The sequence below is a fragment of the Citrobacter sp. MNAZ 1397 genome (assembly GCF_023613995.1).
Lineage (GTDB): Bacteria > Pseudomonadota > Gammaproteobacteria > Enterobacterales > Enterobacteriaceae > Phytobacter > Phytobacter ursingii.
On record NZ_JAKIVH010000004.1, the window covers coordinates 35,895 to 60,542 of the forward strand.

At 53.1% G+C, this 24,648-nt stretch carries 22 protein-coding genes and 1 other RNA gene; 7 read left to right on the plus strand and 16 right to left on the minus strand.

All coding sequences use genetic code 11. The annotated features are described in order from the left end of the window. Positions 1 to 9 precede the first annotated feature (9 nt). From ubiH to L2097_RS19755, 3 genes are read right to left on the minus strand one after another with little or no spacing between them, the layout of a single operon-like run. Complete coding sequence (gene ubiH / locus L2097_RS19745) at positions 10 to 1,188, minus strand: 2-octaprenyl-6-methoxyphenyl hydroxylase (protein WP_250353540.1); 1,179 nt, start codon at positions 1,186 to 1,188, stop codon at positions 10 to 12. Further along, positions 1,185 to 2,501 (minus strand): Xaa-Pro aminopeptidase, encoded by a 1,317-nt coding sequence (gene pepP, locus L2097_RS19750; RefSeq protein ID WP_047368953.1) that lies wholly within the window; start codon positions 2,499 to 2,501, stop codon positions 1,185 to 1,187. Before pepP ends, ubiH begins: the two co-directional genes overlap by 4 nt. A 24-nt stretch (positions 2,502 to 2,525) precedes the next feature. Beyond that, positions 2,526 to 3,104, minus strand: a complete 579-nt coding sequence (locus L2097_RS19755; RefSeq protein WP_125123904.1) for a YecA/YgfB family protein — start codon at positions 3,102 to 3,104, stop codon at positions 2,526 to 2,528. Between the two features lie 223 nt (positions 3,105 to 3,327). On the opposite strand from L2097_RS19755, the gene zapA reads away from it, so the two are divergent. The 3 genes from zapA (at position 3,328) to L2097_RS19770 (ending at position 4,498) form a co-directional block, all read left to right on the plus strand. Beyond that, positions 3,328 to 3,657, plus strand: coding sequence for a cell division protein ZapA (zapA, locus tag L2097_RS19760; RefSeq protein ID WP_039077987.1), 330 nt, complete (start codon positions 3,328 to 3,330; stop codon positions 3,655 to 3,657). Positions 3,658 to 3,698: 41 nt separating this feature from the next. After that, positions 3,699 to 3,882, plus strand: a non-coding RNA gene (ssrS, locus tag L2097_RS19765) — 6S RNA. Between the two features lie 19 nt (positions 3,883 to 3,901). After that, on the plus strand, positions 3,902 to 4,498 hold the full coding sequence (locus tag L2097_RS19770; RefSeq protein ID WP_250353541.1) for a 5-formyltetrahydrofolate cyclo-ligase: 597 nt from the start codon (positions 3,902 to 3,904) through the stop codon (positions 4,496 to 4,498). A 102-nt stretch (positions 4,499 to 4,600) separates the two neighbouring features. Here L2097_RS19770 and serA read toward each other — a convergent pair whose 3' ends face one another. Then, positions 4,601 to 5,833 (minus strand): phosphoglycerate dehydrogenase, encoded by a 1,233-nt coding sequence (gene serA, locus L2097_RS19775; RefSeq protein ID WP_085006429.1) that lies wholly within the window; start codon positions 5,831 to 5,833, stop codon positions 4,601 to 4,603. 265 nt (positions 5,834 to 6,098) lie between these two features. Beyond that, positions 6,099 to 6,758: a ribose-5-phosphate isomerase RpiA gene (gene rpiA, locus L2097_RS19780; protein WP_250353542.1), complete on the minus strand. Its 660-nt coding sequence runs from the start codon at positions 6,756 to 6,758 to the stop codon at positions 6,099 to 6,101. Between the two features lie 174 nt (positions 6,759 to 6,932). Between rpiA and argP the strand changes: the two genes are divergently transcribed. Then, on the plus strand, positions 6,933 to 7,826 hold the full coding sequence (argP, locus tag L2097_RS19785; protein WP_047368950.1) for a DNA-binding transcriptional regulator ArgP: 894 nt from the start codon (positions 6,933 to 6,935) through the stop codon (positions 7,824 to 7,826). A gap of 59 nt (positions 7,827 to 7,885) precedes the next feature. Here argP and L2097_RS19790 read toward each other — a convergent pair whose 3' ends face one another. The 7 genes from L2097_RS19790 to tkt all read right to left on the minus strand — a co-directional run bounded on the left by L2097_RS19790 (position 7,886) and on the right by tkt (position 16,269). Continuing rightward, a complete protein-coding gene (locus tag L2097_RS19790) occupies positions 7,886 to 8,620 on the minus strand; it encodes an oxidative stress defense protein (RefSeq protein ID WP_047373169.1) in 735 nt (244 codons plus the stop codon). A gap of 94 nt (positions 8,621 to 8,714) precedes the next feature. After that, on the minus strand, positions 8,715 to 9,350 hold the full coding sequence (gene argO, locus L2097_RS19795) for an arginine exporter ArgO (RefSeq protein ID WP_047368949.1): 636 nt from the start codon (positions 9,348 to 9,350) through the stop codon (positions 8,715 to 8,717). Positions 9,351 to 9,489: 139 nt separating this feature from the next. Next, positions 9,490 to 10,350, minus strand: a complete 861-nt coding sequence (gene mscS / locus L2097_RS19800) for a small-conductance mechanosensitive channel MscS (protein ID WP_047368948.1) — start codon at positions 10,348 to 10,350, stop codon at positions 9,490 to 9,492. A 186-nt stretch (positions 10,351 to 10,536) separates the two neighbouring features. Next, complete coding sequence (fbaA, locus tag L2097_RS19805; RefSeq protein WP_047373168.1) at positions 10,537 to 11,616, minus strand: class II fructose-bisphosphate aldolase; 1,080 nt, start codon at positions 11,614 to 11,616, stop codon at positions 10,537 to 10,539. 98 nt (positions 11,617 to 11,714) lie between these two features. Then, positions 11,715 to 12,878, minus strand: a complete 1,164-nt coding sequence (gene pgk, locus L2097_RS19810; protein WP_047368947.1) for a phosphoglycerate kinase — start codon at positions 12,876 to 12,878, stop codon at positions 11,715 to 11,717. A 49-nt stretch (positions 12,879 to 12,927) separates the two neighbouring features. Further along, positions 12,928 to 13,947 carry an erythrose-4-phosphate dehydrogenase gene (epd, locus tag L2097_RS19815; protein ID WP_250353543.1) on the minus strand — a complete coding sequence of 340 codons (1,020 nt, stop codon included), beginning with the start codon at positions 13,945 to 13,947 and terminating at the stop codon, positions 12,928 to 12,930. A 330-nt stretch (positions 13,948 to 14,277) separates the two neighbouring features. After that, positions 14,278 to 16,269 carry a transketolase gene (gene tkt / locus L2097_RS19820; RefSeq protein ID WP_250353544.1) on the minus strand — a complete coding sequence of 664 codons (1,992 nt, stop codon included), beginning with the start codon at positions 16,267 to 16,269 and terminating at the stop codon, positions 14,278 to 14,280. A 281-nt stretch (positions 16,270 to 16,550) separates the two neighbouring features. Between tkt and loiP the strand changes: the two genes are divergently transcribed. Continuing rightward, positions 16,551 to 17,309 carry a metalloprotease LoiP gene (loiP, locus tag L2097_RS19825; RefSeq protein ID WP_085006424.1) on the plus strand — a complete coding sequence of 253 codons (759 nt, stop codon included), beginning with the start codon at positions 16,551 to 16,553 and terminating at the stop codon, positions 17,307 to 17,309. Between the two features lie 55 nt (positions 17,310 to 17,364). Here the strand turns inward: loiP and speB are convergent, their stop codons facing one another. The 4 genes from speB to yqgG all read right to left on the minus strand — a co-directional run bounded on the left by speB (position 17,365) and on the right by yqgG (position 20,912). After that, entirely contained in the window at positions 17,365 to 18,285 is a 921-nt protein-coding gene (gene speB, locus L2097_RS19830; protein WP_047368942.1) for an agmatinase, read from the minus strand. A 274-nt stretch (positions 18,286 to 18,559) separates the two neighbouring features. Next, on the minus strand, positions 18,560 to 20,536 hold the full coding sequence (speA, locus tag L2097_RS19835; RefSeq protein ID WP_085006423.1) for a biosynthetic arginine decarboxylase: 1,977 nt from the start codon (positions 20,534 to 20,536) through the stop codon (positions 18,560 to 18,562). A gap of 8 nt (positions 20,537 to 20,544) precedes the next feature. Then, a complete protein-coding gene (yqgB, locus tag L2097_RS19840; RefSeq protein ID WP_250353636.1) occupies positions 20,545 to 20,676 on the minus strand; it encodes an acid stress response protein YqgB in 132 nt (43 codons plus the stop codon). Positions 20,677 to 20,768: 92 nt separating this feature from the next. Continuing rightward, positions 20,769 to 20,912, minus strand: coding sequence for a small protein YqgG (yqgG, locus tag L2097_RS25925; RefSeq protein WP_431520374.1), 144 nt, complete (start codon positions 20,910 to 20,912; stop codon positions 20,769 to 20,771). A 409-nt stretch (positions 20,913 to 21,321) separates the two neighbouring features. Between yqgG and metK the strand changes: the two genes are divergently transcribed. Further along, positions 21,322 to 22,476, plus strand: coding sequence for a methionine adenosyltransferase (metK, locus tag L2097_RS19845; RefSeq protein ID WP_085006421.1), 1,155 nt, complete (start codon positions 21,322 to 21,324; stop codon positions 22,474 to 22,476). A 404-nt stretch (positions 22,477 to 22,880) separates the two neighbouring features. After that, positions 22,881 to 24,275: a sugar porter family MFS transporter gene (locus L2097_RS19850; protein WP_047368939.1), complete on the plus strand. Its 1,395-nt coding sequence runs from the start codon at positions 22,881 to 22,883 to the stop codon at positions 24,273 to 24,275. The last annotated feature ends 373 nt before the right edge of the window (positions 24,276 to 24,648 follow it).

Below are 24,648 nucleotides of genomic sequence, written 5' to 3' on the forward strand. Positions count from 1 at the left end.
TCCTGGACCTTAACGCGCCACCCAGCCAAGGGTACGCTGCGCCAGCGCATCACGCGCCGGGGTAAATAATTCCATTGTCATCAAACCGACGTTACGCCCGACCACCAGTGGCGCCCAGCGATTAGCAAAAAGATGCACTAACCCGTCTGTCACGCCAATCGTAGCGCACTTATCATCATGGCGGCGATCGCGATAACGCGTCAGCACGCGATAACCGCCCACATCCTGCTGCTGCGACCAGGCATCAGCCAGCGTTTCGGCCAGGCTCATCACATCACGCATCCCCAGGTTAAAGCCCTGCCCGGCAATCGGGTGGAGCGTCTGCGCAGCATTACCCACCAGCACAGTGCGATGCGAAATAGGTGAAGAGGCGGTGGAAAGCGAAAGCGGATAAGCGTTACGTGCTCCTGCTTGCACAATTCGGCCCAGTCGCCAGCCAAAGGCTTTTTGCAACTCATGGCAGAACGTCTCGTCGCTCCAGCTCAGAATTTGCTCCTGTTTTTCGAGCGGGTGACACCACACCAGCGAGCAACGTCCCTGGGACATCGGCAGCATTGCCAACGGACCGTGAGCGGTAAAACGCTCAAACGCGCGCCCCTGATGCGCCTGCGAGGTCGTTACGTTAGCAATCACCGCGACCTGCTGATAGGGAGCCTGTTGCCAGCTGATGCCACATTGCGCGCCCAGCGCAGAGCGGGAGCCATCAGCGGCGACTAACAAGGTTCCGTTAATCGTCTCACCGCTTTCCAGCGCGACCGCCACACGGTCCTCATCCCTGGAGAAGAAGCTCACCCGTGCCGGACAGTGGAGCGTCACGCCAGGCGCTTTTTTTAGAAGGCTGAAAAGACGGGTACCGACATCATGCAGTTCCACTACCTGGCCGAGAGCCTCAACGCGATAATCATCCGCATCAAGCGTCACAAAACCGGCATGCCCGCGATCGCTGACATGCACAGTGGTGATCGGCGTGGCTTTCTCGGCGATATGCGACCAGATCCCCACTCGCGCGAGTTGCTGGCATGTGCCCGCCGCAAGTGCGATAGCGCGCGCATCAAAGCCAGGATGGTCCTGAGAACTCGGTTCGGTCGCTTCAATCAAATGAACAGGAAGACGGCCACCGGTTAAATGCGAAATCGACAGTGCGAGCGTCGCGCCCGCCATACCGCCACCAACAATAAGTACACTCATGAGCGACGTGCCGCTGCCATCAGCGCCTCAATATCGTCGGCTTTTTTGACGACGCTGGCGGTGAGGTTTTCATTACCGTTTTCGGTGATCACAATATCATCTTCCACACGGATGCCGATGCCGCGATACGCCTGAGGGACATCCGCATCAGGGGCAATATAGAGACCGGGCTCGACGGTCAACACCATTCCCGGTTCAAGGATACGTGAACGATCCTGACCGTAAACGCCGACATCATGGACATCCAGCCCCAGCCAGTGGCTCAGACCATGCATAAAGAAGGGGCGATGCGCATTCTCGGCAACCAACATCTCAACTTCGCCCTTAAGAATGCCCAGTTTCACCAGCCCGGTCACCATGATGCGTACCACTTCACCGTTCACTTCCTGAATCGAGGTACCGGGTCGGAACAGGCGCAGAGCCGTTTCCAGGGATTCCAGGACAATGTCATACACTTCACGCTGCGCCGGGCTGAATGTGCCGTTTACCGGGAAAGTGCGGGTAATATCACCGGCATAACCCATGTATTCGCAACCAGCGTCAATCAACACCAGATCACCATCCCGCATCACGCTTTCGTTTTCGGTGTAATGCAAAATACAGCCGTTCTCCCCGGCACCGACGATAGTGTTATAGGACGGGAAACGGGCGCCGTGACGGTTGAACTCGTGGTGGATTTCGCCTTCAAGCTGGTATTCAAACATCCCGGGTTTACAGGTTTGCATGGCACGGGTATGTGCCAGCGCAGAAATCTCACCGGCGCGACGCATCACGTCGATTTCTTCGGCAGACTTGAACAGACGCATTTCATGCACGATAGGTCGCCAGTCGGTCACGGTGGCCGGAGCAGTGAGATTCTGTCGAGAGCCTTTACGCAGTTTATCCAGGGCGGCAAAGACAATCTCATCGGCATAGGCGTATTCGCCCTGGGCGTGATAGACCGCGTCCAGGCCGTTGAGCAATTGATAAAGATGCTTGCCTATTTCCGGAAATGCCAGCGCTTTGTCCACACCCAGTTTTTCTGGCGCTGCCTCTTGCCCAAGTCGGCGGCCAAACCAGATTTCCGCCGTTTTATCACGTATCCGGTTAAACAGGACGCTGTGATTATGGGTATCATCACTTTTAATCAGCACCAGTACCGCTTCCGGTTCATTAAAACCGGTGAAATACCAAAAGTCGCTGTTCTGACGATACGGGTATTCACTGTCGGCACTGCGGGTCACCTCCGGCGCCGCGAAAATTAGCGCCGCGCTGGCTGGGGCCATTTGCGCCAGCAACGCCTGACGGCGTCGGAGAAACTCAAGCTGTGTCATGACACCTCCTCTGAGCGGAATAGATTAATGCAGGGTTGGCTTACGCACTTCTGGCGCGGTTGGCTGCGGGCGGGTAAATGTGTCATGGCATAACAGAGCCGCAACGCGCACATATTCGATGATCTCTTCGAGCGACATCTCCAGCTCTTCCTGATCTTCATCTTCGTCATAACCGAGCAAGGCGATATTACGCAGATCGTCAATCGCTTCACCGGTTTCGCCGGTTACTTTGTCGAGTTTAGGCTGCGTGACACCAAGCCCCAGCAGAAAATGGTTAACCCAGCCTGCCAGCGCGTCGGCACGATCAAACACGCTCACGTCATCGCCAGTCGGCAGATAAAGCTGGAACAGGAAACCGTCATCTTCCAGTGAGTCGCTGGTGGCGGCATGCATGCTGCGCAACGCCTGTGCGAGCTCATGGCCAAATGCCAGCCCTTCGTTGGTCAAATCATGCAACAGCGGCTGCCAGGAGCTGTCGTTGTTCCCGCCACAAAGCATCCCCGCGATAAGCCCGTGCATTTCCGCAGGAATCAGTCCAACACCTTGCTGATTGAGCAACTGGCCTACATCGTTGTAACCAGGTATTTCGTTCTGTATAGACATGCGCATTCATCGTCGTTGGGGAGAATATTCATGGTATGCTACCACTTTGGACCCTGGTGATATACCCGTCATGCTTCACGTTACATGCCTTTGCATGCACTATGAGTGAATTAAGGTATAGCAAAGAGCTTGAATCCTCTCACCAGGGTGGCTATAGTGACGCCCCTTCGCAGCCAGGACTCGGGTGTGAAGGCAGAGCGCAGTCAAACAGCAGGAAGGTGGCATGTCTGCACAACCCGTCGATATCCAAATTTTTGGCCGTTCACTGCGAGTGAATTGCCCGCCTGAACAGAGAGATGCTCTGAATCAGGCCGCGGAGGATCTGAATCAGCGGTTGCAAGATCTGAAAGTTCGCACTAGAGTCACAAATACTGAGCAGTTAGTCTTTATCGCAGCGCTGAATATCAGCTATGAACTGACTCAGGAAAAGGCAAAAACCCGTGACTACGCATCCAGTATGGAACAGCGTATTCGGATGTTACAACAGACCATTGAACAGGCATTGCTTGATCAGGGTCGCATATCCGAAAGACCGGGGCCGAAGTTTGAATAACACTTCAAGGTTAACTATGGTAGAGTGACCGTGAAGAAAAAATTTCTCTGAGATGTTCGCAAGCGGGCCAGTCCCCTGAGCCGATATTTCATACCACAAGAATGTGGCGCTCCATGGTTGGTGAGCATGCTCGGTCCGTCCGAGAAGCCTTAAAACTATGACGACACATTCACCTTGAACCAAGGGTTCAAGGGTTACAGCCTGCGGCGGCATCTCGGAGATTCCCTTCTTTCTACCTGGTACCATGACACAACTTTCTGCGCTTCCCCCATCACGTCAGGAAATCCGTAAAATCATACGGCAGCGTCGTCGCGCCCTTACCGCTGAGCAACAGGAACAGTTTTCGGTTGCAGCGGCAGCGCGCATGATGGCTTATCCGCCGGTCGTGATGGCACATACCGTCGCCCTTTTTCTCTCCTTCGATGGCGAACTGGATACCCAACCACTTATCGAACAGCTCTGGCGCAGCGGTAAACGCGTTTATCTCCCGGTACTGCATCCGTTCAGCCCTGGCAACCTGCTTTTTTTGCAATACCATCCGCATAGCGAGCTGGTCATCAATCGTCTGAAAATTCAGGAACCGAAACTCGACGTGCGTGATGTGTTACCGCTGGCTCAGTTAGATGTCCTGATAACCCCACTGGTTGCCTTTGACAGCCAGGGACAACGGCTGGGGATGGGCGGCGGCTTTTACGACAGAACATTGCAAAACTGGCAGCGATATTCTCTGCAGCCCGTTGGTTATGCACATGATTGTCAGCATGTTGATGTGCTTCCTGCGCAAGAGTGGGATATTCCACTACCTGCGGTGGTGACGCCATCGACATTGTGGAATTGGTGAATGAAAGAGGCCTACGCCCTGTGGGCGAAGGAGAACACAGAAAAAACGGCAACCCTGAGGTTGCCGTTTTGCATTTATCGCGCCATCAGGCATTACACCGAATCAGTACAGCAGACGTGCGCGGATCGTACCCGGAATCGCTTTCATGCTCTGCAGCGCTTTTTGCGCCACATCTTCTTCGGCTTCGATATCGATAACCACGTAGCCCATATACGGCGTCGTTTGCAGATACTGAGCAGCAATGTTGATGCCGTCGCCAGCGAAGATCTGGTTGATGGCGGTCAGTACGCCTGGACGGTTTTCGTGGATATGCAGCAGACGACGACCGCCGTGCAGCGGCAGCGACACTTCCGGGAAGTTAACGGCAGAGAGCGTAGAGCCGTTATCAGAGTACTTAATCAGTTTACCCGCGACTTCCAGACCAATGTTTTCCTGCGCTTCCTGCGTTGAACCGCCAATATGCGGCGTCAAAATCACGTTATCAAATTCACAAAGCGGTGAATTAAACGGATCGCTGTTCGTTGCAGGCTCTGTCGGGAACACGTCAATTGCCGCACCCGCCAGATGTTTACGCTTAAGCGCATCGCACAACGCTGGAATATCAACAACCGTACCACGTGCGGCGTTGATCAGCAGCGCGCCTGGCTTCATTAGCGCCAGCTCTTCCGCGCCCATCATATTTTTGGTCGAAGCATTTTCCGGCACGTGCAGGCTGACAACATCGCTCATGTTGAGCAGGTCGGACAGGTGCTGAACCTGGGTCGCGTTACCCAGCGGCAATTTGCTTTCAATATCGTAGAAATAAACGTGCATGCCGAGTGACTCGGCCAGAATGCCAAGCTGGGTACCGATGTGGCCATAACCAATAATGCCCAGTTTTTTACCGCGCGCTTCGTAAGAGCCCACGGCGAGTTTGTTCCAGATACCGCGGTGCGCTTTGGCGTTCGCTTCCGGAATACCGCGCATCAGCAGTAACAGCTCGCCAATCACCAGTTCCGCCACGGAACGCGTGTTAGAGAACGGAGCGTTAAAGACCGGGATACCGCGTTGTGCTGCCGCATCCAGATTGACCTGGTTGGTACCGATACAGAAGCAACCAATCGCTACCAGTTTCTCAGCTGCGGCAATAACATCTTCGGTCAGGTTAGTACGGGATCGAATGCCAATGAAGTGGGCATCACGGATAGACTCTTTGAGCTGCTCACTGTCGAGCGCGCCTTTGTGATACTCGATGTTGGTGTAACCTGCCGCACGAAGGCTATCGAGTGCTTTCTGATGCACCCCTTCGACGAGCAGAAATTTAATCTTGTCTTTCTCCAGTGATACCTTTGCCATTTACCCGACCCTGTTTTTTGTCATAACTGATGTTGTGTGGATATTCATCCCCTGTAGTCAACATATCAAAAAAAACTATTGCAGCAATATGAACGTTTGCGTCGCCACTGTGAAGGAATGTCATACAGCGAGAAATGGCAGATGAATATGCTGAAAATAGCTATAGGGGCGGGAGGATTATCAGGGTGAACTCAGAAGCGTGACAGATGTCACCAAATTTGCTCTTTGAGATTTTTTTAATGGGGGAACGCATCCCCCATACAGATCATTTTGTGATGGTTTTGACGCCATCGGCGCTGCCAATCAACGTCACATCCGCACCGCGGTTGGCGAACAAGCCCACGGTCACCACGCCCGGAATGCCGTTAATGGTGTTTTCCAGCGCAACAGGGTCAATAATTTCCAGGCCAAAGACGTCGAGGATAACGTTGCCGTTGTCGGTGACCACGTTCTGGCGATATTCCGGACGACCGCCCAGTTTCACCAGTTCACGTGCCACGGCGCTGCGTGCCATTGGGATCACTTCTACCGGCAACGGAAATTTACCCAGGATCTCGACCTGTTTGGATGCATCTGCGATACAGATGAATTTATCGGCTACCGAAGCAATGATTTTTTCGCGGGTTAACGCTGCGCCACCGCCTTTGATCATCTGCATCTGACCGTTGATTTCATCCGCGCCATCTACATAAATTCCCAGACGGTCGACTTCGTTCAGATCGAATACGGTGATACCCAGGCCTTTCAGTTTTTCTGTCGAGGCGTCGGAACTGGAAACCGCCCCTTCAATCTGACCTTTCATGGTACCAAGCGCGTCAATAAAGTGCGCAGCGGTGGAACCAGTACCAACACCTACGATAGTACCCGGTTCAACATATTTGAGCGCTGCCCAACCCACTGCTTTTTTTAATTCGTCCTGCGTCATCGTCGTTCGCCTGTGGTGAGAATGGTGTGGAATTCGAAGCGCATTATAGAACATGGAAGGGGGAAATGTCCCTGTGAGCTGTGTCACATTACCAGCAGGTACATTTTCGTCTGTAAGACACAAAAAATTATGTCATAGTGCTGAGTAATTATTTTGCAGGAGTATGTCAGTCAGATGAAACGTCCGGACTACAGAACGTTACAGGCGCTCGATGCGGTCATTCGGGAACGTGGGTTTGAGCGCGCCGCGCAAAAGCTGTGTATCACTCAGTCCGCCGTATCGCAGCGTATTAAACAGCTCGAAAACATGTTTGGCCAACCCCTTCTGGTACGTACCGTCCCACCGCGTCCAACGGAACAAGGGCAAAAATTGCTGGCGTTGCTGCGCCAGGTAGAACTGCTGGAAGAAGAGTGGCTGGGTGATGAGCAAACCGGCTCCACCCCGCTTTTGCTGTCACTTGCGGTGAACGCCGACAGTCTGGCAACCTGGCTGCTGCCTGCGCTTGCGCCAGTGCTGGCCGATTCGCCAATCCGCCTGAATTTACAGGTTGAAGATGAAACCCGCACCCAGGAGCGACTGCGTCGCGGTGAAGTGGTCGGTGCGGTAAGTATTCAGCCGCAGGCTCTGCCAAGCTGCCTCGTTGACCAGCTTGGCGCGCTTGATTACCTGTTTGTCGGTTCAAAAGCTTTTGCTGAACGTTACTTCCCGAATGGCGTAACACGTTCAGCATTACTGAAAGCGCCTGCTGTGGCGTTTGATCATCTCGACGATATGCACCAGGCCTTCTTGCAGCAAAACTTCGATCTGCCGCCAGGTAGCGTACCCTGTCATATCGTTAACTCGTCGGAAGCGTTTGTGCAACTGGCAAGGCAGGGAACGACCTGCTGTATGATCCCGCACCTGCAAATAGAAAGAGAGTTGAACGCCGGAGAACTGATCGACCTCACGCCGGGTCTGTTCCAGCGCCGGATGCTGTACTGGCATCGCTTTGCGCCAGAAAGCCGCATGATGCGCAACGTCACCGACGCACTGCTGGCTTATGGGCATAAGGTATTGCGACAGGATTAATACAGAAAGGCCGGGATAACCCGGCCTTTCTTTTCTCTGCTTTACAGCGCGCAAAAAGTTTACTGTGATTTCGTCGTCTGCTGAGCCTGAGCAGGCTCAAGCTGGAATACAACATCCACCTGATCGGCAAACTGAATGGTCGGCTGTTCGTATGTTTCCTGTGCAGATACGGGTGCCGCATCCGCTTTCATCATGCGAACCATCGGGCTCGGCTGATAATTGGAAACGTGGTAACGCACACTATATACCGGGCCAAGCTTAGCATTGAAACCTGCTGCCAGCTGTTCCGCCTGATGAACGGCATCATCAATGGCCGCTTTACGCGCCTTATCCTTGTACGAATCCGGTTGCGCAACACCCAGCGAAACGGAGCGGATTTCATTCAGGCCAGCTTTTAGCGCACCATCGAGCAGGGAATTGAGCTTCTCCAGATCGCGCAGCGTCACTTCAACCGTACGTACGGCACGCCAGCCTTTCAGCACGCTTTTACCGTTTTGGTAATCGTAATCCGGCTGGGTGCGCAAGTTGGCGGAGTTGATGTCTTTCTTCCCGACGCCATTCTTGTCGAGGAATGAGAGATATTCGGCGACGCGATCGTCTGCCTGTTTCTTCGCCGTTGCGGCATCTTTCGCCTGGATATTCACTTCAATCGCCAGGGTAGCAATATCAGGCACTGCGTCCACGCTCGACGTACCCGAGGTAACAATGTGCGGGCCATCAGGCAGTTCACTTGCCTGTACCGACATGACACTCAGTCCCACTAATGCCGCCAGGGCCATCACTTTGAATTTCACGTTTGCTCCTCCATGTTGCTTATTACGTCCGTAAGAAAACGGCACGCCAGGCAGAAGCTTAGCGGATGATTCGGCTTTGTCCATCGGACTAGCCTTAGTTGAACAAGGCCTGCATATGGGCAACACCATCTTTTGCCAGTTGCGCCGCGATAATCCACATCACCGCCCCGACAAGGAAATTGATAATGCGCTGTGCTTTCACGGTACGCAGACGCGGCGCAAACCAGGCGGCCAGAAGCGCCAGGCCAAAAAACCAGATGATGGAAGCACTCACCGTCCCCATCGCAAACCAGCGCTTCGGCTCCGCATCCAGTTGCCCGCCCAGACTGCCGAGCACCACGAAAGTGTCCAGATAAACATGAGGATTAAGCCAGGTTACCGCCAGCATGGTCGCGATAATCTTCCAGCGCCCCTGTTTCATTGCCTCTGCGGTGGTAAGTTCAATATTGTTGCTTAATGCCGTTTTAAACGCCCCAAAGCCATACCACAACAGGAAGGCGACGCCGCCCCAGGTTACCAGCCCCAGCAGCCAGGGAGATTGCATCAACAAGGCGCTGCCGCCAAACACCCCGGCACAAATCAACAGTAAGTCACTTAGCGTACACAGAAAAGCCGTCATGATGTGGTACTGGCGACGAATCCCCTGGTTCATCACGAAGGCATTCTGCGGACCAAGGGGTAAAATCAATGCCGCACCCAATATAAGACCTTGAAAATAATAGGTTATCACAATAGATTCTCAATCAACTTTATCTGGACGCAGACTATAACGCGCGAGAATCATTAGCGGAAATTGAATATTCTAATGAATAATAAGAATTGCTAATACCAAAAGACAAGAAAAAGGCCGGCAACGCCGACCTGATGATTTACGCTTTGACAGGCTCTTTCACCTGTTTGAAATTCACATCCATTTGCGGGTAAGGGAAACTGATACCGTGCTCATCAAAGCTGCGTTTCACTTTTTCCAGAACATCCCAGTAGACGTTTTGCAGGTCGCTACTGTTACTCCAGACGCGCACCACAAAGTTGATGGATGACGCCCCGAGTTCATTCAGACGCACCGTCATCTCCCGGTCTTTCAGAATACGGTCATCAGCCTGAATGATATCAGTCAGCAGTTTGGTGACCAGATCGATATCAGAATCGTAGGCAACGCCAATGATAAATTCGTTACGGCGGACCGGCTCGCGGGAAAAGTTAATAATGTTCCCGGCAATGATTTTTCCGTTGGGCACCACAATGATACGACCATCGGCGCTACGCAGTGTGGTGGAGAAAATCTGCACCTGCAGCACAGTACCGGCCACGCCGCCCAGGTCGACGTATTCCCCGGAACGGAACGGGCGGAAGGTCACCAGTAAAACACCGGCAGCCAGATTCGAGAGTGACCCTTGTAGCGCCAGACCGATTGCCAGACCTGCGGCACCGAGTACCGCAATGACCGATGCGGTTTGCACGCCCACGCGCCCCAGTGCGGCTATCAGGGTAAAGGCAATGATCCCATAACGGACAAGCGCGGAGAGAAAATCGGCAACGGTGGCATCAATGTGCCGCGCCCGCATCAGTTTGTTCACAGTGTTTGAAATCATGCGGGCAATGATCATACCCACGATGATGATGGCAATGGCGGCAACGATGTTAACAGCGTAACTCAGCAGCAACGCCTGGTTAGTCACCAGCCAGGAGCCTGCGTTATTGATGCTGTCGACGACGTGAAGATCTTCCATTCTTTGTTCCTTATGTTGATCCGTGCGGGAAAATGCCTTCCCGACGGTGACGGACAGACACCTAAAGGGTAAACAATAAGGGGCAATTTTGCCAAATCGATCACATTTAATAGTCTATGCAGGCTATTGAATCGGCAATAAAAAAGGCCCGCATAAGCGGGCCTGATTCAAGAAACAAGGCAAAAATTACAGAACGTCAACCGCGTTCAGTTCTTTGAAAGCCTGTTCCAGACGCGTGATCATAGAAGACTGAGCTGCACGCAGCCATACGCGCGGATCGTAGTATTTCTTGTTCGGCTGGTCTTCGCCTTTCGGGTTGCCCAGCTGACCTTGCAGATACGCTTCGTTAGTTTTGTAGTAGTTCAGGATACCTTCCCAGGTCGCCCATTGGGTGTCGGTATCGATGTTCATTTTGATAACGCCGTAGCTTACGGAGTCTTTGATTTCCTGAGCAGTAGAACCGGAACCGCCGTGGAAAACGAAGTTCAGGGCGTTGTGCGGCAGGTTATGTTTCTTAGAAACATATTCCTGAGAGTCGCGCAGGATAGTCGGGGTCAGTTTCACGTTACCCGGTTTGTACACGCCATGCACGTTACCGAAGGAAGCAGCGATAGTGAAACGTGGGCTGATTGCGTTCAGTTTAGTGTAAGCGTAATCAACGTCTTCCGGCTGAGTGTACAGTGCAGAAGCGTCCATATGGCTGTTGTCCACGCCATCTTCTTCACCGCCGGTGCAACCCAGTTCGATTTCCAGTGTCATGCCGATTTTGGACATGCGCGCCAGATATTTGGAGCAGATCTCGATGTTTTCTTCGAGGGACTCTTCAGACAGGTCGATCATGTGAGAAGAGAACAGCGGTTTGCCGGTAGCAGCAAAGTGTTTTTCACCCGCGTCCAGCAGGCCGTCGATCCACGGCAGCAGTTTTTTAGCGCAGTGGTCAGTGTGCAGAATAACCGGAACACCGTAGTGTTCTGCCATCTGATGTACGTGATGTGCACCAGAGATAGCACCCAGGATAGCAGCACCCTGAGGAATATCAGTTTTCACGCCTTTACCCGCGATGAATGCAGCACCACCGTTGGAGAACTGAACGATAACCGGCGCTTTCACTTTCGCAGCGGTTTCCAGAACGGCGTTAATGGAATCGGTGCCCACGCAGTTAACTGCTGGCAGCGCAAAGTTGTTTTCTTTTGCTACCTGGAACACTTTCTGAACGTCATCACCGGTAATGACGCCCGGTTTTACGAAATCAAAAATTTTAGACATGTTTTCGAGTCCTGTATCTGTATCTTCGACCGTTGGAAAAAAGTTCGCGAGCATTACGCGCGCTGAAAATTGGGCAGGTTTCCCTGCCCTTTGAATACTTACTTCTTAGCGCGCTCTTCGAGCATTGCGACTGCCGGCAGCACTTTACCTTCCACGAATTCGAGGAACGCACCGCCACCCGTGGAGATGTAGGAGATTTTGTCAGCGATACCGAACAGGTCGATAGCCGCCAGAGTGTCGCCGCCGCCTGCGATGGAGAACGCGTCGCTGTCTGCGATAGCATTAGCAACGATTTCGGTGCCTTTGCGGAAGTTCGGGAATTCGAACACGCCAACCGGGCCATTCCACAGAATGGTTTTCGCGTTTTTCAGGATTTCAGCCAGTTTCTGTGCAGAAGCATCGCCCAGGTCCAGAATCTGCTCTTCATCTTTGATATCAGAAACAGATTTCAGGGTTGCGGTAGCGGTTTCGGAGAACTCAGTAGCAACACGAACATCTGTCGGGACCGGAATATCGCAGGTACCCAGCAGGCGTTTTGCTTCGTCAACCAGGTCAGCTTCGTACAGGGATTTACCCACGTTGTGGCCTTGAGCAGCCACGAAGGTGTTGGCGATACCGCCGCCAACGATCAGCTGGTCAGCGATTTTAGACAGAGAGTCCAGAACGGTCAGTTTAGTGGAAACCTTAGAACCACCAACGATAGCCACCATCGGGCGAGCAGGTTCTTTCAGCGCTTTACCCAGCGCTTCGAGTTCGTCAGCCAGCAGCGGGCCTGCGCACGCAACGTCAGCGAATTTGCCGATACCGTGGGTTGAAGCCTGTGCACGGTGAGCCGTACCGAAAGCGTCCATTACAAATACATCGCACAGAGCAGCATATTTTTTGGACAGTGCTTCGTCGTCTTTCTTCTCGCCTTTGTTAAAGCGAACGTTTTCCAGCACAACCAGTTCACCTGCAGCAACTTCAACGCCATCCAGGTAGTCTTTTACCAGACGTACCGGGTTGGACAGTTTGTCTTTCAGGTAATTAACAACCGGCAGCAGAGAGAACTCTTCGTTGTACTCGCCTTCGGTCGGACGACCCAGATGGGAGGTAACCATCACTTTCGCGCCTTGTTTCAGCGCCAGCTCGATGGTCGGCAGAGACGCACGGATACGCGCATCGCTGGTCACTTTGCCATCTTTAACCGGTACGTTCAGATCCGCACGGATGAAAACGCGTTTACCTGCCAAATCCAGATCGGTCATCTTAATTACAGACATGGTGAATCCTCTCAATGATTCATAAAGTTTTGCGAACGCAATGTGCGCCCTACCTGAAACCTTTCGCGGCCATCTCTAACGTCGTGTCGAGCATTCGGTTAGCAAAGCCCCATTCGTTATCGCACCATACCAGGGTTTTAATAAGGTGCGCGCCACTGACCCGTGTTTGCGTACCATCAACAATGGCACTGTGCGGATCGTGGTTAAAATCTGTCGAGACCAACGGTAATTCCGTATAGTCAACTATACCATGAAATGTTCCCAGTGCTGCTTTTTGCAGCAACTCATTGACTTCACACGCTTTAACCGGATTTTTCACCGTCACACTCAGGTCAATGGCCGTCACATTTATGGTCGGTACGCGTACCGCAATCGCCTCAAACCGGTCATGAAATTGCGGGAAAATACGGGTGATACCCGCCGCCAGTTTGGTGTCCACAGGAATAATAGACTGGCTGGCTGCACGCGTACGGCGTAAATCAGGATGATAGGCGTCAATCACCTGCTGATCGTGCATCGCGGAGTGGATCGTGGTGACTGTACCCGATTCAATCCCCCACGCGTCATCAAGCAGCTTAATAATCGGAATAATGCAGTTCGTGGTGCAGGAAGCGTTAGAGACAATACGATCGTCAGGCTTTAAGGCATCCTGATTGACGCCAAAAACGACCGTCGCGTCAAGATCGTTACTACCGGGATGCGAGAACAGCACTTTCTTCGCCCCCGCCGCCAGATGTGCTTCGCCATCGGCGCGGCTGCCAAAAACACCAGTACAATCGAGCACCACATCAACGCCCAGTTCGCGCCATGGCAGGGCTGCGATATCGCGTTGATGAAGAATGCGAATTGCATCATCGCCAACAAACAGTTGCTCGCGTTCCTGATGTACGTCCCACGCGAAACGCCCGTGGCTGGTGTCATATTTCAATAAATGGGCCATGCCTGCCGCATCTGCCAGTTCATTGATTGCCACCACGGTGACTTCCGCCCGACGCCCGGATTCATACAAAGCACGAACCACGTTGCGCCCGATACGACCAAAGCCATTAATCGCTATGCGTACGCTCATAGATCTCCTGCAAGGTTACCCAATTTGAGGTGGCTCACAGAGTAATGCAGCAACCTTTACAGAGGAACCTCGCCTGTCACAAACTGCGTTTGATTGATTAATTGTCGAACATTTAAGCGACTGAAACGCTTCAGCTAGAATAAGCGAAACGCAGAATAAAAGGAATCCATGTCCAGCCCTGGCGACCATTTATCTGACTTGCGTCACATTTTTGCAGGAATAATTCGAGGTAAAAGCAAAACGGTAACCAGGCGGTTACCGTTTTAGTCTTTGCCCCTCTCCCGGCGGGAAAGGAAGGCGTTGAGGGCACCGGTTCGTGCCCGACAACAATTAGAGCAGTGCTTTCGCTTTTGCGACCACATTGTCGACAGTAAAGCCGAACTCTTCAAACAGCAGCTCTGCCGGTGCAGACTCACCGAAGGTGGTCATACCGACGATAGCGCCGTTCAGGCCCACATATTTGAACCAGTAGTCGGCGATACCCGCTTCGATGGCAACACGCGCAGAAACGGCTTTCGGCAGTACGGATTCACGGTAAGCCGCATCCTGCTTGTCAAACGCATCGGTAGACGGCATGGACACCACGCGCGCCTTCACACCTTCGGCAGTCAGTTTTTCCCATGCGGCAACCGCCAGCTCAACTTCTGAACCGGTCGCGATGAAAATCAGCTCAGGCTGGCCGTTGCTGTCTTTCAGCACGTAACCGCCACGGGCCACATTTGCCAGTTGCTCAGCGGTACGCTCCTGCTGTGCCAGGTTCTGACGGGACAGAATCAGCGCAGTCGGGCCGTCGGCGCGCTCAACGCCGTATTTCCACGCTACCGCCGATTCCACCTGGTCACACGGACGCCAGGTGCTCATGTTCGGGGTCACACGCAGAGAAGCCACCTGCTCTACCGGCTGGTGCGTCGGACCATCTTCACCCAGACCGATGGAATCGTGGGTGTAGACCATCACCTGGCGCTGTTTCATCAGGGCCGCCATACGCACCGCGTTACGGGCATATTCCACAAACATCAGGAAGGTGGAGGTGTACGGCAGGAAACCACCGTGCAGGGAGATACCGTTGGCAATTGCGGTCATACCGAACTCGCGCACGCCATAGTGAATGTAGTTACCGGCAGTATCTTCGTTAATCGCTTTCGAACCAGACCAGATAGTCAGGTTAGACGGTGCCAGGTCAGCGGAGCCGCCGAGGAACTCAGGCAGTAACGGACCGAACGCTTCAATCGCATTCTGGGACGCTTTACGGCTGGCGATTTTGGACGGGTTAGCCTGCAGTTTCGCGATGAATTCATTCGCTTTCGCGTCGAAATCAGACGGCAGCTCACCGCTCATACGGCGGGTGAATTCAGCCGCTTCCTGCGGGAAGGCTTTGGCATAAGCCGCGAATTTCTCGTTCCAGGCTGACTCTTTCGCCTGGCCGGCTTCTTTCGCATCCCACCGGGCATAAATTTCAGACGGGATTTCAAACGCCGGGTGTTTCCAGCCCAGCGCTTCGCGGGTCAGCGCGATTTCCGCATCGCCCAGCGGGGCGCCATGGGAATCATGTGTACCCGCTTTGTTCGGCGAACCGAAACCGATGATGGTTTTGCACATCAGCAGGGACGGTTTGTCGGTGACCGCACGCGCTTCTTCTACTGCACGTTTGATGGAGTCCGCATTGTGACCATCAACGCCACGCACCACGTGCCAGCCGTAGGCTTCGAAGCGTGCCGCGGTGTCATCGGTGAACCAGCCTTCAACGTGGCCGTCGATGGAGATGCCGTTGTCGTCGTAGAAGGCGACCAGTTTGCCCAGTTTCAGGGTACCGGCCAGGGAGCATACCTCGTGAGAGATACCTTCCATCATGCAACCGTCACCCATGAAGGCGTAAGTGAAGTGATCAACAATGTCATGGCCCGGACGGTTGAACTGCGCCGCCAGCGTTTTCTCCGCAATCGCCATACCGACCGCATTCGCAATACCCTGCCCTAACGGGCCGGTCGTGGTTTCCACGCCTGCGGTGTAGCCCACTTCCGGGTGACCTGGCGTTTTTGAGTGCAGTTGACGGAAGTTTTTCAGCTCGTCAATCGGCAGATCGTAACCGGTGAGGTGCAGCAGGCTGTAAATCAGCATTGAACCGTGACCATTGGACAGCACGAAACGGTCGCGGTCAGCCCATGCCGGGTTCTGCGGGTTATGGTTCAGGAAATCACGCCACAGGACTTCGGCGATGTCAGCCATACCCATCGGGGCACCCGGGTGACCGGATTTGGCTTTCTGTACCGCGTCCATGCTCAGCGCACGAATGGCATTGGCAAGCTCTTTACGTGAGGACATTTTGACTCCAGATCGGACTGTTAAAGGCCATGCCCGGAACGACTTGACTACAGCGCGTTATGGGCTACGCCGGAAAAAAGTGCCAACAATGTAACCCAAGCGGGAAGTCATGTACATGGAGCATCCTTTTGAGGATTAAGAAATCTCTGGAAGCTGCTTGCACGTTGCGCAATGGACTCGCCCGGTAATCGTTCTATTCTTTATACTTGTGCAACTGCACCGGCTCGTTTGTGCGCGGCGCATTATCAGAATTATGAATTAACCAGCGTGGAAGATAAGAGATGAAAATTCGCCCGGCTTTGCTTGCTCTGACGACAGCGACCCTGTTGGCAGGCTGCCAGAATATGGATTCCAATGGTTTTTTGACCTCCGGTGCAGAAGCTTTTCAGGCCTACACGCTCAGCGATGCTCAGGTTAAAAGCCTGAGCGACGAAGCCTGTAAGCAGATGGACAGTAAAGCAACGATAGCCCCGGCGGGCAGCCAGTATAATCAGCGACTTAGTAAAATTGCCGCCGCCCTGGGCGACAACATCAACGGCCAGCCGGTGAACTACAAGGTTTACGTAGCAAAAGATGTCAACGCTTTCGCCATGGCTAACGGCTGCATCCGCGTTTACAGCGGTTTGATGGACATGATGAATGACAACGAGGTTGAGGCGGTGATTGGCCATGAAATGGGCCACGTTGCGCTCGGCCACGTGAAGAAAGGCATGCAGGTGGCGCTTGGCACCAATGCCGTACGCGCCGCTGCCGCATCGGCGGGGGGCGTAGTGGGCAATCTGTCGCAATCTCAGTTGGGCGCGCTGGGCGAAAAACTGGTTAATTCACAGTTCTCGCAGCGTCAGGAGTCCGAAGCGGACGATTATTCCTATGATCTGTTGCGCAAACGTGGAATTAGCCCGATAGGGCTGGCCACCAGCTTCGAAAAATTAGCCAAACTCGAAGAAGGTCGCCAGAGTTCCATGTTTGACGATCACCCGGCCTCGGCGGAACGTGCGCAACATGTCCGTGACCGCCTGGCTGCGGATGGTATCAAGTAATTTTACACATAATGTCCCCGGTGGCGCTTCGCTTACCGGGGCTACATAGACTACATCACCGCTCTTTTTTCGCCGCCTGGATATAGAGCATCTCCAGCGCTAGCGTTGCCGCTGCCAGTGCGGTGATCTCGGCCCGATCATAGGCCGGAGCGACTTCGACCAGGTCCATCCCGACGATATTCAGATCCTTGAGTCCCCGCACCAGTTTAATCGCGCGATCGGATGTCAGCCCGCCGATCACCGGCGTCCCGGTGCCTGGGGCAAATGCGGGATCGAGACAATCGATATCAAATGTCAGATAGACCGGCAGATCGCCAACCGTTTTTTTCACTTCTGCGAGGATGTCTTCAACGCTGCGATCGTTTACCTGACAAGCATCCAGCACGGTAAAACCGTCTCGATGGTTAAATTCAGTACGGATGCCAATCTGCACGGAATGCGCCGGGTCAATAAGCCCCTCCTTCGGCGCCGTGTAGAACATGGTGCCGTGGTCAAATTCACAGCCATTGGCATAGGTGTCGGTATGGGCATCAAAGTGTACCAGTGCCATTTTGCCAAAATGTTTGGCATAGGCGCGCAGCAGCGGCAGCGTCACGTAATGGTCACCGCCAAACGACAGAAGTCTTTTGCCCGCTGACAGCAATCTTTCGCCATGGGCCTGTAACCTCTCACTCATTTCGCGGGCATCGCCAAAGGCATACACCAGATCGCCACAGTCCACGACGCGCAGGCGCTCGCGCATATCGAACTGCCACGGAAAGCGCTGGTGCTCCCAGGCCAGATGCGTGGAAATCTGTCGGATAGCGCCCGGCCCCTGACGGCTGCCGGGACGTCCCGACGTTGCCATATCAAAAGGAATGCCGGTAATCACCCACTCTGCATCGCTATCCCAGGGCTGAAAATGTAAAGGCAGGCGTAAGAAACCGAAGGCGTTGGAGATGAGAGAATTATCATACTGATGTCCCAGAGTGCTCATAAAGCGACCTCCTGATATCGTCGTGATAATGTTCCCGGTATAAATTGCTTATTGCCTTGCAGGAACATTCGATAAGAAAAAATTATCGGCAAAAATCGGAGGTCTTTCCAGGAAGGTGATTATTTGTGGCAAGGCGCAGGGGCAAATTCATTACCGTCGCCCGGAAATACATTCGCTGCACAGGGTGGAAGTTTGCCGCTCTTTCCAGGACTCTATAAATGAAAAACTGACCGATTTAAACGAATAAACCGGTCAGTCAAAGAAATAACCCTACTTATTCATCTTCCAGGTAGGTATACCCGTACAGCCCGGCTTCGAACTCTTCGAGGAACTGCTGTTGCAGCGCATCGTCCAGATCGGTCTGTTTTACCTGATCGCGGAACTGAATCAGCAAGGTTTTCGGATCGAGCTGTACGTATTGCAGCATATCCGCCACGGTATCGCCTTCATCCGACAGTTCAACTTCCACACTGCCGTCAGGGAAGACAAATACGTCTACCGCTTCGGTATCGCCAAACAGGTTATGCATGTTGCCGAGAATTTCCTGGTACGCCCCTACCATAAAGAAGCCCAGCATTGGCGGGTTCTCCGGGTCGTATTCCGGCATCGGCATCGTCGTTGCGATACCGTCACCGTCCACGTAGTGATCGATAGCGCCGTCGGAATCGCAGGTAATATCCAGCAACACCGCACGACGTTCAGGCGCGTGGTTCAGACCTTCCAGCGGCAGAACCGGGAAGAGCTGATCGATACCCCAGGCATCCGGCATTGACTGGAACAGGGAGAAGTTGACGTAAATCTTGTCCGCCATCCGCTCCTGCAGTTCGTCAATAATCGGACGATGCGCACGGTTGCTTGGATCGAGCTGTTTCTGCACTTCATGGCACATGTTCAGATACAGTTGCTCTGCCCAGGCGCGCTCCTGAAGATTGAAGGTACCGGAAGAGTAACCGATATGAATATCGTGCAAATCCATCTGGCTGTCATGGAGCCATTCGCGCAGAGAGCGACGCGTGCCCGGCTCGTGCATTTCCTGCCAGGTTTCCCACATGCTTTGCAGGGAACGAGGCGCATCATCCTGTGGCGGCGTAGCTTCGGAAATTTCACTACGCTCAACGCCGATGATGTTGGAGACCAGCACCGTATGGTGCGCGGTAACCGCGCGACCAGATTCGGTAATCACCGTCGGGTGCGGCAGGCCGTTCTCTTCACAGGCATCGCCAATCGCCCAGATGATGTTGTTGGCATATTCGTTCAGGCCGTAGTTCACCGAGCAGTCTGACTGGGAACGCGTACCTTCATAGTCCACGCCCAAACCGCCGCCCACGTCGAAGCACTGAATGTTGACACCCAGCTTATGCAGTTCAACATAAAAACGTGCGGATTCACGCACGCCGGTGGCGATATCGCGAATGTTGGCCATCTGCGAACCGAGGTGGAAGTGCAGCAGTTGAATGCTGTCCAGACGACCGCGCTCGCGCAGAATTTCCACCAGCTGCAGTACCTGGTTGGCCGCGAGGCCGAACTTGGATTTTTCGCCGCCGGAGGATTGCCATTTACCAGAACCCTGCGACGCCAGACGCGCACGCACACCCAGGCGCGGCACGACATTCAGGCGCTCAGCTTCTTCAAGCACAATGGCGATTTCCGACATCTTCTCGATAACCAGATAGACCTTGTGGCCCATTTTCTCGCCAATAAGCGCCAGACGGATGTATTCACGATCTTTATAACCGTTACACACGATCACCGAACGGGTCATTCCCGCGTGCGCCAGAACCGCCATCAACTCCGCTTTCGAACCCGCCTCAAGACCCAGCGGTTCGCCGGAATGGATCAGCGACTCAATAACGCGACGGTGCTGGTTTACTTTAATGGGGTAAACCAGGAAGTAGTCGCCGTTATAGCCATAGGATTCACGCGCGCGTTTGAAGGCGGCGTTAATGGAGCGCAGACGATGTTGCAGGATCTGCGGGAAGCAGAACAGCGCAGGTAAGCGTTGGCCTTGTGCCTCACGCGCCTTTACCAATTGAGCCAGGTCAACACGGGCTTCCGGGACGTCAGGGTCCGGGCATACGCTGATATGACCCAGTTCATTGACGTCATAATAATTATTACCCCACCAGGCAATATTGTAAGTACGAAGCATCTTGCTGGCTTCCTGGGAGCTCATCGCAACCTCCTGCATGGAACGTAGTACACCGTGTTCGCCTGCTGACGAAGGCGAAAATGAAGACATGTCGTCAGACATAGCGAACCTCAACTCTTTGTATTAAGTGTAAAACAGTTAACTACTATCACAACGTTACGTTGCGATAACAACCCATAAACAGTCCGGCTATGCAGCATAAGATGCTGAAATACCGACTGTGCGACCGGTTTCTTGTTCATAACATTGTAAAACACGTGACCGAACGAAATATGACGGTTCGGCGAAACCACGAGAAAACTCCTGAATCAGCAGGAGAGCCCTTGTTCAGTCATCACAGCGCCATACCGGCCCGGGAGTCCTGAGAAGCGCCGAAATGGGTATAACATCGGCAGGTTTGCAGATTTGAAATGCAGGTTGCGGGGAATAAACGCGCGTCAGAACGACGCAACGGATTCTGCTGAAAGCAACGGTTCATTATCTCGTATCACCTCCACACACGTCTTGCGACCTGCGACAAGCCAAAGCCATAAATTGCTTAACCCGGCTGGAAGTGGCAACACGAGAAATCCCGTGCGCTTTTAATATGAGCCGCGCGCGGCGTTTTATACCGATAACGGGGTGAAAATGCAAAATAAAAAATTCCGTTCGCGTCATCCATAGGGAAAATTTCTGTAACCAATTCAGACAGAACGTGCGTGACCTCAAAAAACGCTGGCAATGGGGTTAAGAAGTAACCTAGAATAGCCATCCAGATGTTAATCCATCTATACTGATTAACACTTAGACAGTCCGTGTCGCTACCTGCACGTCCTCGCGGAACAACCGTGAAGGCATCCTGACACACTGTTTAAGCCAACCGTTTTATTCCAGGGTGAAAACACAATATGGCAAAACACCTTTTTACGTCCGAGTCCGTCTCAGAAGGGCATCCTGACAAAATTGCTGACCAAATCTCCGACGCCGTGCTTGATGCGATCCTCGAACAGGATCCGAAAGCGCGTGTTGCCTGTGAAACCTATGTTAAAACCGGCATGGTGCTGGTCGGTGGTGAAATCACCACCAGCGCATGGGTCGATATCGAAGAGATCACCCGTAACACCGTTCGTGAAATTGGTTATATCCATTCTGATATGGGCTTTGATGCCAACTCTTGCGCCGTACTGAGCGCGATTGGTAAACAGTCTCCTGATATTAACCAGGGCGTTGACCGTGCAGATCCACTGGAGCAGGGTGCAGGCGACCAGGGTCTGATGTTTGGTTATGCAACCAATGAAACCGACGTGCTGATGCCAGCGCCTGTCACCTACGCACACCGTCTGGTTGAGCGTCAGGCAGAAGTACGTAAAAACGGCACTCTGCCGTGGCTGCGCCCGGATGCGAAAAGCCAGGTCACTTTCCAGTATGACGACGGCAAAATCGCGGGTATCGACGCGGTAGTGCTCTCCACTCAGCACGCAGAAGACATCGACCAGAAATCGCTGCAGGAAGCGGTAATGGAAGAGATCATCAAGCCGGTCCTGCCGACCGAGTGGCTGAACGAATCCACCAAATTCTTTATCAACCCAACTGGGCGTTTCGTTATCGGCGGCCCGATGGGCGACTGCGGTCTGACCGGTCGTAAAATTATCGTTGATACCTACGGCGGCATGGCACGTCACGGTGGCGGCGCGTTCTCTGGTAAGGATCCGTCTAAAGTTGACCGTTCCGCAGCCTACGCAGCCCGTTATGTGGCGAAAAACATCGTGGCGGCTGGCCTGGCCGACCGCTGTGAAATCCAGGTATCCTACGCTATCGGCGTGGCGGAACCGACCTCCATCATGGTGGAAACGTTCGGTACTGAGAAAGTGCCTGCTGAACAGCTGATCCTGTTAGTACGCGAGTTCTTCGACCTGCGTCCGTACGGTCTGATTCAGATGCTGGACTTGCTGCATCCGATCTATAAGCAAACGGCTGCTTACGGTCACTTTGGTCGCGAAACTTTCCCCTGGGAAAAAACCGACAAAGCCGCTCAGCTGCGTGAAGCTGCCGGTCTGAAATAATCGACTGAGTAAGCCGCTATGAAGGCCAGCCTTGTGCTGGCCTTTTGCTTTTCCGCTGGCCTAAGATCCCGTCTCTTTCTGTACATAAGCTATACTTGTCATGCGAATTCAGTAGCTTATTGAAAGCGATTACATAATCTATCTCTACTGCCTGCATCACTATTTGTAGCGCCTTCCCCCATAACAAACAGGGTTGTTACACCCCATTTCGGTTTAGTCTGAAACTGTCTTCCTCCCCCTCTCTGATGCTGTTCTTATATCTATAATATTTATCAGTTTTATTTGCCGGTGCGTTTGAATGGAAATGTAACCGATTACACTTGCGTGACATTCATCACAAAAAACAGCCTGGCATTAGCCTACGTTTACCATCGCAAAAACTGATATAACGAATGGAGGGCATCATGCCTGACAATAAAAAACAGGGACATTCAAACAAGGCGATGACCTTTTTTGTCTGCTTCCTCGCTGCACTGGCAGGACTTCTTTTTGGCCTGGATATTGGTGTTATCGCCGGGGCGCTGCCCTTTATCACCAATGACTTTAAAATTGACTCCCATGTACAAGAGTGGGTGGTCAGTTCAATGATGTTTGGCGCTGCAGTCGGCGCCGTAGGTAGCGGATGGATGTCGTGGAAACTCGGGCGTAAAAAAAGCCTGATGATCGGCGCAATCCTCTTTGTTATTGGTTCGCTGTGTTCTGCCGTCGCCCCTAACGTCGAAGTACTGATTATTTCCCGTATTATTCTCGGTCTTGCTGTGGGGATAGCCTCTTATACCGCCCCGCTCTATCTGTCCGAAATTGCACCGGAAAAAATCCGTGGCAGTATGATTTCGATGTACCAGTTGATGATCACCATCGGTATTCTCGGGGCTTATCTGTCGGATACGGCATTCAGCTACAGCGGCGCATGGCGCTGGATGCTCGGCGTGATTGTTATCCCGGCGATCCTGCTGCTTATCGGCGTCTTCTTCCTGCCGGACAGCCCCCGCTGGTATGCCGCCAAACGCCGTTTCCACGATGCTGAACGCGTGCTGTTACGCTTGCGTGATACCAGCGCCGAAGCTAAAAACGAACTGGATGAAATTCGTGAGAGCCTGCAGGTAAAACAGACCGGCTGGGCGCTGTTTAAAGAGAATAGTAATTTCCGTCGCGCTGTCTTCCTTGGCGTGCTGTTGCAGGTCATGCAGCAGTTCACCGGGATGAACGTCATCATGTATTACGCGCCAAAAATCTTCGAACTGGCAGGCTACAGCAATACCACGCAGCAAATGTGGGGAACGGTAATCGTCGGTCTGACCAACGTACTGGCCACCTTTATCGCAATTGGCGTCGTAGACCGCTGGGGCCGTAAACCCACGCTGGTGCTTGGCTTCCTGGTGATGGCCGTTGGGATGGGGGTGCTGGGCACCATGCTGCATCTGGGCATTCACTCACCGGGCGCACAATACTTTGCCGTCGCCATGCTGCTGATATTTATCGTCGGGTTTGCGATGAGTGCCGGTCCGGTTATCTGGGTACTGTGCTCGGAAATCCAGCCGCTGAAAGGGCGTGATTTTGGCATCACCTGTTCTACAGCAACCAACTGGATAGCGAACATGATTGTCGGTGCCACGTTCCTCACCATGCTGGACTCTCTCGGCAACGCCAACACCTTCTGGGTCTATGGTGGCCTGAACGTGCTGTTTATTGTCCTGACGCTGTGGCTGGTTCCGGAAACCAAACATATTTCGCTGGAGCATATCGAGCGTAACCTGATGAAAGGTCGCCCGCTGCGCGAAATCGGTTCGCATAATTAAGTTGCTGGCGTGCCTCCGGAACACAGGCACGCCGTCCCACCTACGCTACCGCGGGCCAGCCCTCTTCTGAGCGCTGGTTCGCGCATCTCCTGACAGAAAAATCTGAATTTTCGCTTCCGCCGCTGTTATAGACAGAGGGGGAAAACGATTGACGCTTCTGCGATTCCTGCTTCCTGCCGCCAATATGCTGTTTTTCATCCGCTAAAACGCACAAAGAATGACATATCGGGGATTCCGCCATTCATTTTTATTATTTTCATTTGAAACATGATAATGATAATTATTGTGTTAACATTTAGTTATCTTTTAGTAAAAATCATGTATGTCACTGTAATGTAAGAAACATAACGGGTGTCTCTTTTCGTCAGTTTCT